We start from the raw sequence: 14,588 nt of genomic DNA, 5'->3' as shown, positions 1-14,588 counted from the left end.
TAATGTTGACCTCAAGCCTCCATGATTTAGGTATTATCTGCTCGCTGGGTAAAGATAAACTCAGTGTACTGACAAATTTAATAGCGTCAACGAATGCTGAACAAAGCAATGCAGAGTTTTTAAGCTTGAACAGCAATCTGCTTGTCGATGGGCAAGCTTTGTATGTCGGCCAAGTCAACGCTGAATTACCTTGTTTAGCGAACGAAAAAGAACACTTTGATAGCAGAAATAATCAATTAGCACTAGCCGCTTTAACGCAAATCATGCCAACAATAACGGCTTTAAAAACTCAAATAAAATCTGCTCGTATCGCTGTGGTGATAGGTACCAGTACTTCAGGCATATTAGAGGGGGAACAAGCGCGAAAATCGCATTTAGCGTCAGGGGTTATGCCGATAGATTTTCATTATTCGAGCCAAGAAATGATTGCACCCGCAGATTTTATCGCCAGTAAACTTGATGCTCAAGGGCCGGTATATAGCATTTCTACGGCGTGTAGCTCTAGCGCTAAAGCTTTATCTAGCGCGAAAATGATCCTCGAATGTGACTTGGCAGATATTGTTATTTGTGGCGGTGTCGATACCTTAAGCCAACTACCATGTAATGGTTTTAAGTCGCTTGAGTCGACTGCACAAACTTATTGTAATCCCTTTGGCAGTGAACGTGACGGTATTAATCTGGGTGAAGGTGCTGCGCTATTTGTTATGAGCCAAAAGCCCGCTGATATCGAACTGTTATCTGTGGGGGAGTCATCGGATGCTTATCATGTCTCAGCGCCTGAGCCCAATGGCGTTGGCGCTTTAGCTGCGATGAAAAAAGCGCTAAACTCTGCAAATATTGATGTCCAACAATTAGATTATCTCAATTTACATGGCACGGGTACACCCAAAAATGATGATATGGAAGCTAAGGCGGTGGCCGCGTTTTGTCAGCAATCGGTTTCGGCGGGTTCAACCAAGCGGTTTACCGGCCATACTTTAGGGGCAGCAGGGGCAATCGAGGCGGGCTTAACTTGGTTACTGTTGAGCGATCTCAATACTAACCTTCTCATTCCTGCTAATAAAAACAATGGCGATATTGACCCTACACTGAGTAAATTTAAAGTAAGCTCGGGTGAAAAGCTTGATAATTTATCACTATGCTTATCTAATTCATTCGCCTTTGGTGGCAGTAATATAAGCCTTATTCTAGGAAAAAGAGTAGGAAAAGTTTTAGGAAAAAATTGTGAATAAATATCCCATTAGCGCGCTTATTTCACATCGAGAGCCGATGATTTTAATTGGCGGCTTAGATGAGTTTAACCAAGAGTCAGCCACCTGTTGGCTTGATATAAATGAAAACTCAGCCTTTTATCAAGCTGAAAATTCGGGTGTGCCCGCTTATATTGGTATTGAATATATGGCGCAATCCATTGCCGCTTTTGCCGGCGCTAAAGCACTTGAGCAAGGGGAACCGGTGCAAATAGGTTTTCTTTTAGGCACTAGGAAATATATACAAAAACAAAATTACTTCGACAAAGGTTGTCATTTAAAGGTCAAAATAGTCGAATTACACAAAGAAACATCAGGATTGGGCGTTTATAGTTGTGAAATTTCAAACCATCAAGGCGTTATTAGCAGTGCGCAAGTCAATGTCTTTTTACCCCCTGATCCAGACGCTTATGTAGCAGGTAAGTTGGTGTAAGTTTAGGCTTAGCTAAAGTTGAGTAAAGGTTTCACTAAGACCTAGCTAGAACCTAGCGAAGAAATAAGTAAGGAATAAAATAAGATGAGTAAAAGAGTATTAGTGACCGGCTCTAGTCGGGGCATTGGCAAGTCAATAGCGTTACGGTTAGCAAAAGATGGCTTTGATATCGTTGTGCATTGTCTTAGTAGTATTGACCGAGCACAAGAAACGGCTAAGCAAATAGCAGCGCTAGGTCGCACGGCAACCATTTTACAATTTGATGTCTGTGATAGAGCACAAGTTAAAGCGATCATTGAAGATGATATCGCTGAAAATGGCGCTTATTATGGCGTGGTATGTAATGCAGGCCTAACCAAAGATATGGCTTTCCCAGCAATGACCGGTGATGATTGGGATAGTGTCATTAGAACTAGCTTAGATGGTTTTTACAATGTAGTCCATCCCACAGTGATGCCGATGATTCAAACGCGAAAAGGCGGTCGAATAGTCACAATTTCATCCGTTTCGGGTCTTATAGGCAACCGCGGCCAAGTTAATTATAGCGCGGCAAAAGCCGGCTTAATTGGCGCGACTAAAGCCTTATCATTAGAGCTAGCAAAACGAAAAATTACCGTGAACTGTGTAGCACCGGGTTTGATTGATACCGACATGACTGAAGAAGTACCGGTTACTGAAATATTGAAAATGATCCCATTAAAACGTATGGGTAAACCCGAAGAAGTTGCTGGCACCGTGTCGTTTTTGATGTCAGAGGATGCCGCGTATATTACCCGTCAAACCATCTCTGTTAATGGTGGGTTAGCGTAATGAAAAGAGTTGTCATTACCGGTATTTCAGCCATTACCGCTTTAGGTAATAATTGGCAAAGTTTTAAAACAGCCCTTGATAAAGGTGAGAATGCTGTCGTTAATATGCCTGATTGGCGTCAAGTTTCAGGATTAAATACTAACCTAGCGGCTCCAGTCCCTCATTACCAAACGCCTAGTCATTACAAACGTAAACAAATACGCTCTATGGGCAAGGTGTCGATCATGGCGACGCAAGTGACTGAAGAGGCGTTAAGTCAAGCGGGATTAATTGGCAGCGACCTCTTAACAAGCGGCGATATGGGTATTTCGTATGGCTCTTGTATGGGCTCACCTGAGCCTATTCCAGCGTTTGGCGACTTACTAAAAGATAACAATATGGATGGTATAACAGCGACCAGTTATATTAAAATGATGGCGCATACCACACCGGTTAATGTCGGGGTGTTTTTTGGCTTAACCGGCAGAACGATTACCACAAGCTCCGCCTGTACCTCGTCATCACAAGGTATTGGCTATGCCTATGAAGCGATAAAATTTGGTAAGCAAAAAGCCATGGTAGCTGGCGGTGCAGAAGAATTATGTTTATCTAGTGTCGCGGTGTTCGATACGTTATTTGCCACTAGTTTAAAAAATGACGCGCCGAAAACGAGTCCGCGTCCTTTTGAAAAAGACCGTGATGGTTTAGTTATAGGTGAGGGTGCTTGTACTTTTATCCTGGAAGAGCTTGAGTTTGCACAGGCAAGAGGCGCCACGATTTTAGCTGAGTTAGTCGGCTTTGGTACCAATGCAGATGGCAAACATGTAACGCAACCTACGGCTAAAACCATGGAAAAGGCCATGCGTTTGGCCTTAGAAGATGCGCAATTATCACCACAAGATATTGGTTACGTTAATGCCCATGGCACGTCAACTGAAAAAGGTGATATTGCCGAGTCTATCGCAACTCACAATACCTTTGGCGAGATCCCGATTAGCTCACTTAAAAGTTACTTAGGGCATACCTTGGGAGCTTGCGGTGCTATTGAAGCGTGGGCGAGTATTAATATGATGAATGATAACTGGTTTGCGCCAACGTTGAATCTTGATAATGTTGATGGTAACTGTGCACCACTGGATTATATTAAAGGGCAGGCAAGAGAGTTAAATACCAACTATGTTATGAGCAACAATTTTGCTTTTGGTGGTATCAATACTTCACTGATCTTTAAGCGTTGGCAGGATAGTTAACTTTATTGGCTAAATGATGCTGTTGTTGTTTTTGTATTTAGTGCTAAATAAATGCAAAAACAACTAAGCACCTAAACAGGCGGTGCACCTAAACAGGCGGTGCACCTAAACAGGCGGTGCACCTAAACAGGCGGTGCACCTAAACAGGCGGTGCGCCTTAATAATAAAGCTTGGTTTACTTAGTCGGTTAATCGCATATTCTTACGACATTTGAACAAGGTATGGCCCAAGCCAATATCGTCAATATCCTTTTCTACATACAAACCTGCTTTTTGAATCAACTTGATGAAATCACCCGAGTGATACATACGGCTATTGCCATTGGCTAACGCGGTAAAGTAAAGTGAGGTTGCGTTAATACAATAAGTAGCGGCTTCAAATCGTTGTCTATCGCAATAAGTCTCCATAATAAATAAGCTAGACTCTTGGCTCATGACTTTCACTGCGCCCTTTAAAATTTCAAGGATTTGGTCTTCTGAAAAGCAGTCTAAGAACTGGCTCATCCAGATAACATCAGCGCCTTGATAAAATGGCGCATCTTTAGCCAGTAAATCCGTTGGGTGTACTTCAATGCGATCAAGCATACCTTGATCGGCAATGTTCTTCTGAAGTACCGTTAATTGCTGTGGTAAGTCCATAATAGCCATACGAACATCTTTATTATGATGTAAACATGCCAAGGTCCACTTACCGGTATTGCCACCGACATCTAAGATACATTTTGGCTTATCTTCAAAAATAATCGGCAGTACTTCGGGAAATGAATGGTCTGAGTAAAAATGATCAAACTCAAACCAACTTTTTTTAACTTTTTCTGGTAATGAGGTTAATGCCGGATATATTGTCGGCCAATCACCGAATACTTTTAAGCCTGAGGGTGTGCCTGTTCGAATGGCTTGTTCTAAGTGGAACATGCCTTCATAACAAACATCTTGAGTGAAGTTGATGTTGGCTTGGGTCATTTTATCGTTAATAATAAAGTGCCCCGTTTTATCGAGTCTATAGTGATCAATATTTTCAATCCAGACAATGCCCATAGAAGCGGCCATATCGAGTAATACCTTGACACCGTATGTTGAAATTTCTGATTTATCAGCTAATTCTTTAGCGGTTGCACCTTGTTCACCCGCATCGCAAATGTACTTGAGAATATCGGTTCTGAGAAGAGTCATTACAGCTTGAAAAGCAATCGGGGAAAAGGCTATCTTTTGTGCCTCTAATTTTGCGTCTAAAGCTGAAATATCCTTGGGATGAGAATAATAATCCATTGAAAACTACCAGAAAATAAGTGAACTTTCATTTTGTCATTAAACAGTAAAAAAACATAGCGTTTGAATAGTATTAAATAGAAAAATCAGTTGAATTGTAAAATATTTCGATTGATTGACCCTAGTGAAATAGTCGAATTTAAGCCTCATTAAAAGCTTATTTACACACCAGTTAAACTAAATTTAAATGACCTGGGCGCTAGCTTTTAAGGTAAAATATCAACCATGTAAGTATTCACCCTTCAAACCGCTTTAATTACCTGGAACAAAATCTATCATGCGTGTTGCTGTTACTCAATTTGCCACCTCCTCTAATCCACAAGAAAACTTAGTAACTTGCCTTCGACTGATAGATAAAGCAGCTACATGCCAACCAAAATTAATCGTGCTGCCCGAATTTTCTAATAGCCTTTTTAGCAACACCCTAGCTAACGAATCTCAGGGTAATGACCTTCAGTCTGGTTACATTGATCATAATCAGGCGTGGTATGAAGCGTTACCGTTAGAAGGTGAATTTATAAAAGCGATTGCAGCACAGGCAAAAAAGCATCATTGCTACCTTGTTATCAACGTCACTTTAAGACGGGACAAAGTACGTGAACATCAAGACGCCTTGGTTAAATCAAATATTAGTGTTTGTACTTGTTTATTCTCACCATTAGGGGAGCTTATTCACCAACAAGATAAACAAGCGTTAACAGAGTTAGAAAACGAATTTTTCATCAGTAGTAGCCTAACTACAGGAGTGATTACCACGGATGAAGCAAAAATTGGACTGTTATCAGGGAACGATAGTCTTACTTTTAATGCTGCGCGAGATTTGGCCTTAAGTGGAGCTACTTTACTTTGTAATTCCATCAGCACCTGTGCATTAGATCAAACTAGCTTTCATGATCCCGCTCGAGCCTTTGAAAATAACGCCTTTGTTATCACCGCAAACAAGATTGGTTCATTAGTTGCTCAAGGTAAACCCCAAGCAACCGCTCAAGTAACTTTTGAGCCAGAGCAGGTCAGTATTCATCTTGGCGCAGGTCAAAGCCAAATAGTTTCTCCTTGTGGCAAAGTACAGGCCAAGCTAATGAGTAATGAAGAAGGTTTTGCTTTTGCCGAACTTAACCTTACCGGGGCGGGGCTAGACCATAAGATTCGCCCTGACGGTACGATTTTTATTAAACAGCGGCGCGAAAAACTTTATCAAAAGCTGATGTGTGAGACGGCTGATGATAAGCAAAGTAACGTGCCGATAACGGCTAATGTGGCAATATTTGCCACCTACAAGTCGAATGAGCAAGCCATTGAAGATGTTTGTCATTATATTGAAAATAACCTCAGTGACATTATTCAATTACCAGAGTTATTCTTTATCGCTGATAAAACCATGACTAATGATGTTGATAAAAGAGCTGAGATTGCTGGCTTATGTGAACAACTTATTGAACAAGTAAGCTCGGTACTCAGGCCTTTTCAATACCTATGTACTAGTTTAATCCTCAATGGCAACCATCAAGCGGTGTTAATAAGTGAACAGGGCTTGATCGCAAAACAGTCACAATTACATTTGTGTCAAAGATATCAATGGACGACTTTAGGTGATGAATTAAATATTATTGAATTGCCGTTAGAGCAAGGTAATATCCGCCTTGCTATGTTAACCGGTGATGACGCGACTATTCCCGAAATCGTAGACTTGGCGGCCCGTCAAGGTATACAGGTATTACTGATAGCTTTTGATATTCAAGAACGAAGTGAGGTTGAGTACAACCTGTTGTCTCTCGCCGCTGAAAATAGAATTTGTATCGTTGCTGCAAGTCGTGAGAAAAGCTTTGCTAATGATAGGCCTACCAATAACACTAGCGACAACATCTATAGTAAAAACAAAGTCAAAGCGCAAAAATCTACTGGCCTTATTGCTAATTTAACCATTAATTCTGCCACTAAGTCAGCCTTATTACCTCAGTGGCAGGCACCTAAATTCCGCGGTTATAGCAATCAACCACTGGTCAAACTTCAATACGGTAAAATTACCAAAGCGGTAATTCATCCCATTGCTGCTTGTGATAAGTGATTATAAACAATTAAAACTTGCTAGATTAAGCCATTAAAGGAGTCTATTATCCGTTCAGGTATTTTTTAATAATTGTTATATGGAATCATAATGAAAAAAATAATAACGTCTTCATTACTTGGCTTATCACTTTTTGTTTCGGCTAGTGCCCTTGCCGATGTGCTGGTATTAAAAGATGGTCAAACGTTAACGGGAACCTTGGTTTCACGTAATGCAGATAAACTGGTCTTTGAAATAGCCGGCCAGCAGCTCTCTTTTGATACCAATAAGGTACAAAGTATTAGTTTTGGTGATGCAGTGCCTGCTGCCAGTGAACAAACCCCAGCGAAGAGTAGTGCTAAGGATGTGCCACCGGCTGTTCAAGATAATGCGGTTGCTGCTACAGGTACACGTGTCGTCGTAAGAACCAATACAGCAATTAACTCTAAACAGCATAAAGGTGGCCATAAATTTACCGTAAGCCTTGAAGCTGATTTAGTGAGTAATGATGTGGTGATTGCCCCACGAGGTAGCACATTGTATGGGGTTATTACCCAAGTCAAACAATCAGGTCGATTAAGAGGTAAAACAAGTTTGCAGTTAACCATGACTGATATAATGCTTAATAATCAAATGAAGCCGATCCATACTACAGAGATGAAAGCGCTAACTGAAAGTACAGGTAAGACTACAGTTGGTAGAACGGCACGCTTAGCGGCTATTGGTGGCTTAGCTAATGGCTCTGATGGAGCAAAAAATATGGCTAAAGTCGGCTTAGGCGTATCATTACTTACCAGTGGCAATTCAATTAATATCCCCGCAGGTACTTTATTAGAGTTTCAACTGACACAACCATTAGCTGCAGTAAATAAATAAAGGCTTAGAACGGTTGAGTAAAGTTGCAGAAAGGTGTTTTAAATGATATTTAATTTCTAATTGTTCTTTTTTCGAGCATGCTTAACTTTATTTAACAAATTATGCATTTAACGCTTTACAAAAGGGGCGTCAGTATTTAGAATTCGCCCACTTTTGAGGAATAGCAATAAGTTGTTCTTTTCAAAGTAACTTGGTGAGATGGCTGAGTGGTCGAAAGCACCGGTCTTGAAAACCGGCAAGGGTTTGTAGCCCTTCTAGAGTTCAAATCTCTATCTCACCGCCACATTAGAAAAAGCCGCTAACTGAAAAGTTAGCGGCTTTTTTGCTTTTTTAAAGCGAGTGATTACTGTTGCTATAGTAATTTCGTATTGTTAATAATTAAGGAACTGAGTGTGACCGTTATGGACATGAATATAGATTCAAGTAATGCAAAAACCAATAATATTAAGCGTATTACTTTAGCCGTATCACTCGCCACCGCAATTATATTTCCTAGCCTTGTGTTTGCTCAGGCTGAAACAAAGCCAAATAATACTCCCACCGCTGCTTTGAACCAGCCATCGACTGAAATCAAACTTAGCCCGGCAATTACCGAAGAAAACCTTGAAGATATTTACCGAGAAATGGCGACAAATTCTCTATGGGAAAATACTCCTCAGGCTGCTGATTTTTACGATTCACCTTTTCAAGTGTCTATATTTACTGATAAAAATGGTGAGGATAGTGATCGACTTTGGTCACAAACCAATTCAATATTTGCCTATGGCTTTGGTGTTATTGGTATCATCGCTTTATTACCAGAAGATATTTCTAACTGGGATAAAGAAGAAGGTATTTTCAGTAAATGGTCTGACAATGTAAAAGCCGGACCTGTGTGGGACAGAGACACAGCAGCGCTCAACTTTATTGGCCACCCTTACTTTGGTGGTGTTTACTACCAAGTAGCGCGTAAATCAGGTTACCGTCAATGGGACGCCTTTATGTACGCGACTATTATGTCGACTTTCTATTGGGAATACGGTATTGAGGCCTTTGCTGAAGTGCCATCTATCCAAGATTTAGTGATTACGCCGGTACTTGGTTGGGCTTACGGAGAATGGGCCTATAATGCTGAAATGGATCTTCGTGAAGGTGGCAGTACGATCTGGGGCTCTGATACATTGGGTAGCACCGCATTGTTCTTTCTCGATCCGGTTGATTATATGAGTGTTGGTCTTAATAACTTATTTGGTAAAGAAATTATTAAAGCCGGTACGGGGTTTGTTAGTTTTAATGAAAGACCTTTCGGTGATGCAGGCCAAACAGAAACCCAAATAAACTTTAATGTTTCATTACAAATCGGTGATGGTAGTAGTTATACAGAAAAAGCCTATAAAAGGTCATCTCATAAAAGAGACCCTATTGATACCGGCATTATTGGTGTCACCTATGGCGTTGGCCATACTGAGCTTGATGATTTATGGGATGTTGAAGGTGGTACAACAACGGAATACAGTTTAGGTTTATATTTTACTCGTCAATTCTCGAGTCGAGTAACGTATTCGAAAGCAAAGTTAACCAATAATGCAACTTCAGTAGATGATAACTATGAGAATTATAGTTTAGACAGCCAGTTCTACTTTAATACCCAAAGCGACTTTAGGCCTTACTTGACCGCGGGTTTCGGTGAAACTTTATGGAAAAGAGATATCGAGACTAAAAAGTTTCAAGTAAATGGTGGCGTAGGCGTGCACTACAAGCTAAATAATAACTTTGCCTTGCAACTAGACTGGCGCTTTTATCATAGTACCAATGCTAATACCTCAGATCATAATACTAGCTTACGTTTAGTCTATCTTTTAGGTGAAGGTGAACGTTAATAGCGGGCAAACTTGCATAATAACTGAATAAATTGTAATCAAATATGAATAATTAGTTAGCTTCATAGCAACTTTTTATTCTATGTCATAGACTAAGAACATTCCTAGCATTACTTATGTAGTGGAGTGTTCATGAACTATCGATTTTTTATATCACTGCTATTTCTATCCTGTTTGGTTGCTTGTCAAAGCAACCAAAACCATCAAGCCCAACCTGCTGTTGCGCAACACAACTTATACTTAGACCAACAATTCCTCTCTTCAAGCGATATTCCCATTGAAACAGAACAAGAAATCTTTGCTCTTGATGATGAAATGCGCGCGATGGTGCAAGCCAAATTAGTCAATAGCCGCTCCGCACAACAAAAAACCATCATTTTGCTTGAACACTTATTTAATGAAGAAAATATCGCCTTAAGTTATAAAGGTGATGCGAATGTCACGGCTTCACAGGCTTATCACAGTAAGGTAGCTAACTGTATGTCTCTGACCATTATGGCTTATGCCCTGGCTGAGGAAGCAGGCATGAATATCAGTTTTCAAAACGTTGAAGTTCCCGAATACTGGGTGCGTAATGGCAAATATAGTTTATTAACGGGTCATGTAAATTTACTGGTAAAGGACAGTAGCGATGTCAGTAGGCGAGTGCTGTGGGGCGGTAAAGCAACCAGGATAGACTTTGACCCATTCATAGCTAAAAAAAACTTCCCGTCAAAAGTGATTGAAAAACATACTGTATTAGCGATGTTTTATAACAATAAAGGCGCTGAAGAACTGGTTAATAAAAATTATACTCTGGCTTATCATTACCTTAAAAAAGCGACATTAACGGATAATAAATTTGCGTCTGCTTGGGGTAATTTAGGTATTTTATATAAATTAACTGATCATGAAACCATGGCAGAAAGCGCGTATCGGCATGCAATTAGCCTAAAAGGTAATAATCTAACGTCATTAGGTAACTTGGCTTTGTTATTGAATAAACAAGGCCGGACCAGTGAAGCACAACCGATTCAGGCCTATATACATAAGTCTCGTATTAATAATCCTTATTATCATGCTTTATTAGCTAATGAGGCTTATTTTATTAAGTCTTACCAAAAAGCGATAAAACATTATAAAAAAGCCATTACCCTGGATGATGAGCAACATGAATTTTATTTTGGTTTAGCAAAAACCTACTATCAACAAAACAGACTAAGCTTAGCAAAAAGGTCAATGAAAAAAGCAGTTGCGCTAACTAGGACAACAGATACGCAAAGGCAATATATTGCTAAGTTGAATTTCCTTAAACACCAAGAGACAAGGTAGTCTTGAGTTTAAGCGCTTATAAGTTATTGATTGTACTGCTTAGCTTGTGTTCTATAGCCCCTGTATGGGGCACACAAGATGAGATAAAACTGCTCCAACATTTGAATGTTTTATCTTCTGATCAATTCTCTGGCCGTAAGTTTTCAAGTCAAGGCAGTTTACAGGCTCAATCTTACCTGGTATCAGTGCTTGAAAACTTAAACGTGCCCCCCTTTAATAATCAATACCTCCATGCCTTTACCAAGTCAGGTTTCTTTCAATCAAAACAGGGTGCAAATGTCATTGCCACTATCCCAGGTAGCCATTTTCAGGACCGCTATATTCTGCTGAGCGCACACTATGATCACTTAGGCACAAAAGGGGGGAAAGTTTTTAATGGTGCTGATGATAATGCCTCAGGTATCGCGGCATTATTATATTACGCGAAACTATTAAAGCAGGCACCGTTAAAGCACAGTATTATTTTACTCTTTAGTGATGGCGAGGAAGTTAATTTATTAGGCGCGAAAGCTTTTATCGAACAACAAAAAAACTTACTTAATAACATTCGATTAAACATTAACTTAGATATGATTGCCGGCAGTAAACATACAAAGAAATTGCGTTTTATCAGTAAAGATCTTAATAAAATACTCAATCCGGAAGACTTAGCTAAATTTGATAAATTTCAAGCAAGTTTAAAAAAAAGACCTAACGTACATTTAACCTATGGATTTAGAGGACGTAAGCGTATTGGCACCAGTGTCAATCACATAAACTGGCTAATGGCGAGTGACCACGGTGTCTTTAGTAAAGCAGGTATTCCCTTTATATATTTTGGCGTTGGTCCTCATAAAAATTACCATAGCGAATTTGATGTTTACGCCAATATAAATCATCAATTCTTTTTATCTGCGACTGATATTATTTTCCAACAACTTATCTACTTAGACAACGCGATGGTTACCCAAGCGAGTTTGACCATTGAAGCAGAAAAAACAACTAACAGTCACCATACACTTATGCATGATTAATTGTTTTATACGATTACTTAGTTCTAAAATTATACTATTTGAATTTATTAAGCTGAGCTAAAACTGGGCTAATACAAAATTAATACAAGGTTAAGGAAAATAGCTTATTTAACAGTATCAATGATACTGAAAATCCCCGTAATAATTGTTATCATTTACCTCGCTAAAATAGCTCGAAAGTAACCCTGCAATACAGTTTCCCATTATTGGAAAAAACACCCTATGAACAATAAAAAATCAAATATCCCTGTTGATAACAACCCTTGGAATTATCTGTTTATCGCCTGGGTAGTTGCCACAAGTGGCACCTTAATCAGTTTGTTTTTTAGTGAAGTAGTACAATTGCCGGTTTGCGTGTTGTGTTGGTATCAACGTATTGCCCTTTATCCTTTGGTGATCATACTGCCTTTGGCACTATTCCCTTTTGATATAAAAGTGACTCGATATGCGATGCCGTTAGTTATTATGGGTTGGTTCACCGCTCTGTTTCATGTGTTGGTGGTGTCGGGCATCATTCCAGAAGCGGCACAGCCGTGTGTACAAGGCGTGCCTTGCTCACAAATTCACTTTAGCTTACTTGGCTTTATCAATATTCCGGTCATGTCATTGCTGACCTTTACTTTTATTGGGCTGCTATTGATGCTCGCAAAAAAATCATTTGATCAAACTTCTACTAGGACTAACCATGAATAATAAAACCCTCTTTATCGGCGTTGCTGCGTTTATTGGCATTATGTTTGTTGCCGCAGTTGCAGTCTACAACAGTAATCAGCCAACAAGCATTGCGCATGAGTTATTACCGGCCTTAGAGCGGGTGAATGTGCCTTCAAAAGGTGGAAAACAAGCAAAAGTGACAATCGTCGAGTTTTTTGATCCTGCCTGTGGTACTTGCCGTCAATTTTATCCACTACTTAATAATTTAGTTAAAAAATATCAAGGAAAAGTGAAAGTGGAAATGCGTTATGCGCCACTACACCAAGGCTCTGAAGATGTGGTGAAAATGCTTGAAGCCGCTCACCTACAAGGACAATTTTGGCCAGCGGTTGCGCTTTTATTCGCTAATCAAGATCGTTGGGTTGAACACCACGTTTCGAATCCGACAAAAGCCTTAGCCGGCATTAAAACATTACCCCTTGATCACGAAAAACTTGATAGGGATTGGCAAAGTAATAAAGTCGCTAAGATCATCGCTCAAGATATCCAAGACGGACATACCTTACAAGTACGTGCTACACCGCAATTTTTTGTTAATGGCAAACCTTTGGTTGTCTTTGGCTATGACCAACTGGTTGATTTAGTCGCAACAGCGGTTGAAGAGGCTTATTAATTCAATGGCTTCGACGAATATTTTCTACCGGTAACCTTTGCTTAGTCATTAATGCCCGCCTAGAACTCAGCGATTAAAAAAGGTAGAAACTCTTCGCACACTTTAGACAAGCTTTTGGTTTCAAGGTACAAAGCGTTGACTGAGAAGGTTAAGGGTGGGTTAAATGACGCGATGCCAGTATTATCTGATAAATTCCCTTGAGCGGTAAATCGGTCTACCACACAAATTCCGGTACCTTGAGCGACTAATCTAGCGCCAATAAAATAGGTTTGCACCTTTATTAACGCCTCCAGAGTGACGTTATCTTTCATCATTCTGGTCCATAATAAATCAGCTAATGGGCCGCTATCACTGATATCAATATATTCGAATTCTTTTATCTGGCTTAAGGTTAACTCTTTGGGGCTATCTGGAAAGCTTGCTTTTGGATAAACAATGACTAATTCAGATTCGGCCAACTCAATAGAGGTAATGCCAGGCATAATATTTGGCGCAAACAAGATCGCTAAATCACATTTATGCTCTAGCAAGGTTTGCATGACTGCATCGTTATGTACCGTTTGTACGTTAAAGTTTACTTGATGATGTTTCTGGTGATATTTTGCGATAGCACCGGGAATGACATCAAAGCCTAACGCGGGACTACAGGCTATGCTTATTTGGCCGTATTCTGATTTTTTTATATTCTCGGCAGTATTTTTTATCGACCGCATCTGTTGGTATATTTTATCAACCTCATCGAACAGCATTTCTGCCTCATCGGTTGGGATCAAACGGCCTTTAACCCGTTTGAACAAATCAAAGCCAAGCTGCATTTCTGCATGCGATAACACCTTACTGACTGATGGCTGTGAAACATGCAATATTTTTGCAGCGTTGGTTATTGAGCCCGTGGTGTAAATGGCGTGGAAAATCTCAATATGTCTTAAGCGCATGGTCTCTCCTAAGTGTGGTGTTGTACCAATCGGACTAATTAATCGATCACTTAGCGAGAATTAAAAGGCTTAGAGGCAAGGCATTGATTACAGAGAATGGTTGTTCAGGAGAATAAGCTCCTGCATTCTCTAAGAACACCATCCCTGTAGGGTCCTTGTCAAAATCAATAACGCTGCATATATGCCTTTAAAACTCGCCCTTCGGGAGCTCCGTAGCAAACTGATAACTTCAC

At 40.0% G+C, this 14,588-nt stretch carries 13 protein-coding genes and 1 tRNA gene; 12 read left to right on the top strand and 2 right to left on the bottom strand.

Annotated features, from left to right (window positions below; genetic code table 11):
* Positions 1 to 2 precede the first annotated feature (2 nt).
* From F580_RS0113175 to F580_RS0113160, 4 genes are all read left to right on the top strand, one after another.
* The gene (locus tag F580_RS0113175) at positions 3 to 1,232 is read left to right on the top strand and encodes a beta-ketoacyl-ACP synthase (RefSeq protein WP_019028204.1); all 1,230 of its coding nucleotides are present in this window, start codon (positions 3 to 5) and stop codon (positions 1,230 to 1,232) included.
* Positions 1,225 to 1,683, top strand: a complete 459-nt coding sequence (locus F580_RS0113170) for a hotdog family protein (protein WP_019028203.1) — start codon at positions 1,225 to 1,227, stop codon at positions 1,681 to 1,683. Before F580_RS0113175 ends, F580_RS0113170 begins: the two co-directional genes overlap by 8 nt.
* 84 nt (positions 1,684 to 1,767) lie before the next feature.
* Positions 1,768 to 2,493 (top strand): 3-oxoacyl-ACP reductase FabG, encoded by a 726-nt coding sequence (fabG, locus tag F580_RS0113165; protein WP_019028202.1) that lies wholly within the window; start codon positions 1,768 to 1,770, stop codon positions 2,491 to 2,493.
* On the top strand, positions 2,493 to 3,722 hold the full coding sequence (locus tag F580_RS0113160; protein WP_019028201.1) for a beta-ketoacyl-ACP synthase: 1,230 nt from the start codon (positions 2,493 to 2,495) through the stop codon (positions 3,720 to 3,722). The genes fabG and F580_RS0113160 overlap by 1 nt, the downstream gene beginning before the upstream one ends.
* 179 nt (positions 3,723 to 3,901) lie before the next feature.
* On the opposite strand, the gene F580_RS0113155 is transcribed toward F580_RS0113160, so the two are convergent.
* On the bottom strand, positions 3,902 to 4,990 hold the full coding sequence (locus F580_RS0113155) for a class I SAM-dependent methyltransferase (RefSeq protein WP_019028200.1): 1,089 nt from the start codon (positions 4,988 to 4,990) through the stop codon (positions 3,902 to 3,904).
* A 277-nt stretch (positions 4,991 to 5,267) separates the two neighbouring features.
* Here F580_RS0113155 and F580_RS0113150 point away from each other — a divergent pair, with 277 nt between their 5' ends.
* The 8 genes from F580_RS0113150 to F580_RS0113115 all read left to right on the top strand — a co-directional run bounded on the left by F580_RS0113150 (position 5,268) and on the right by F580_RS0113115 (position 13,420).
* Positions 5,268 to 7,055, top strand: coding sequence for a nitrilase-related carbon-nitrogen hydrolase (locus F580_RS0113150; protein ID WP_019028199.1), 1,788 nt, complete (start codon positions 5,268 to 5,270; stop codon positions 7,053 to 7,055).
* 90 nt (positions 7,056 to 7,145) lie between these two features.
* Entirely contained in the window at positions 7,146 to 7,910 is a 765-nt protein-coding gene (locus tag F580_RS0113145) for a hypothetical protein (protein ID WP_019028198.1), read from the top strand.
* A 192-nt stretch (positions 7,911 to 8,102) separates the two neighbouring features.
* A tRNA-Ser gene (locus F580_RS0113140) sits at positions 8,103 to 8,193 on the top strand.
* 118 nt (positions 8,194 to 8,311) lie between these two features.
* Positions 8,312 to 9,769 (top strand): acyloxyacyl hydrolase, encoded by a 1,458-nt coding sequence (locus F580_RS0113135; RefSeq protein WP_040357320.1) that lies wholly within the window; start codon positions 8,312 to 8,314, stop codon positions 9,767 to 9,769.
* A 132-nt stretch (positions 9,770 to 9,901) separates the two neighbouring features.
* Complete coding sequence (locus F580_RS0113130; RefSeq protein WP_019028196.1) at positions 9,902 to 11,080, top strand: tetratricopeptide repeat protein; 1,179 nt, start codon at positions 9,902 to 9,904, stop codon at positions 11,078 to 11,080.
* A 2-nt stretch (positions 11,081 to 11,082) separates the two neighbouring features.
* Positions 11,083 to 12,093, top strand: coding sequence for a M20/M25/M40 family metallo-hydrolase (locus tag F580_RS0113125; RefSeq protein WP_019028195.1), 1,011 nt, complete (start codon positions 11,083 to 11,085; stop codon positions 12,091 to 12,093).
* Between the two features lie 222 nt (positions 12,094 to 12,315).
* Positions 12,316 to 12,786, top strand: a complete 471-nt coding sequence (locus F580_RS0113120; RefSeq protein ID WP_019028194.1) for a disulfide bond formation protein B — start codon at positions 12,316 to 12,318, stop codon at positions 12,784 to 12,786.
* On the top strand, positions 12,779 to 13,420 hold the full coding sequence (locus F580_RS0113115) for a DsbA family protein (RefSeq protein ID WP_019028193.1): 642 nt from the start codon (positions 12,779 to 12,781) through the stop codon (positions 13,418 to 13,420). The genes F580_RS0113120 and F580_RS0113115 overlap by 8 nt, the downstream gene beginning before the upstream one ends.
* Positions 13,421 to 13,479: 59 nt before the next feature.
* Here the strand turns inward: F580_RS0113115 and F580_RS0113110 are convergent, their stop codons facing one another.
* The gene (locus tag F580_RS0113110) at positions 13,480 to 14,355 is read right to left on the bottom strand and encodes a LysR family transcriptional regulator (protein ID WP_019028192.1); all 876 of its coding nucleotides are present in this window, start codon (positions 14,353 to 14,355) and stop codon (positions 13,480 to 13,482) included.
* Between the last annotated feature and the right edge of the window lie 233 nt (positions 14,356 to 14,588).

It is taken from the genome of Colwellia piezophila ATCC BAA-637 (genome assembly GCF_000378625.1).
GTDB lineage: Bacteria > Pseudomonadota > Gammaproteobacteria > Enterobacterales > Alteromonadaceae > Colwellia > Colwellia piezophila.
Note: the sequence above shows the minus strand (reverse complement) of the source record. Positions and strands in the feature narration are given on the sequence as shown.

Bases quoted from the DNA above. Each gene is read 5' to 3' on its own strand.
- F580_RS0113175 (WP_019028204.1), top strand. From the start codon at position 3: ATGTTGACCTCAAGCCTCCATGATTTAGGTATTATCTGCTCGCTGGGT.
- fabG (WP_019028202.1), top strand. From the start codon at position 1,768: ATGAGTAAAAGAGTATTAGTGACCGGCTCTAGTCGGGGCATTGGCAAG.
- F580_RS0113160 (WP_019028201.1), top strand. From the start codon at position 2,493: ATGAAAAGAGTTGTCATTACCGGTATTTCAGCCATTACCGCTTTAGGT.
- F580_RS0113155 (WP_019028200.1), bottom strand. From the start codon at position 4,990: ATGGATTATTATTCTCATCCCAAGGATATTTCAGCTTTAGACGCAAAA.
- F580_RS0113150 (WP_019028199.1), top strand. From the start codon at position 5,268: ATGCGTGTTGCTGTTACTCAATTTGCCACCTCCTCTAATCCACAAGAA.
- F580_RS0113145 (WP_019028198.1), top strand. From the start codon at position 7,146: ATGAAAAAAATAATAACGTCTTCATTACTTGGCTTATCACTTTTTGTT.
- F580_RS0113135 (WP_040357320.1), top strand. From the start codon at position 8,312: ATGGACATGAATATAGATTCAAGTAATGCAAAAACCAATAATATTAAG.
- F580_RS0113130 (WP_019028196.1), top strand. From the start codon at position 9,902: ATGAACTATCGATTTTTTATATCACTGCTATTTCTATCCTGTTTGGTT.
- F580_RS0113120 (WP_019028194.1), top strand. From the start codon at position 12,316: ATGAACAATAAAAAATCAAATATCCCTGTTGATAACAACCCTTGGAAT.
- F580_RS0113115 (WP_019028193.1), top strand. From the start codon at position 12,779: ATGAATAATAAAACCCTCTTTATCGGCGTTGCTGCGTTTATTGGCATT.
- F580_RS0113110 (WP_019028192.1), bottom strand. From the start codon at position 14,355: ATGCGCTTAAGACATATTGAGATTTTCCACGCCATTTACACCACGGGC.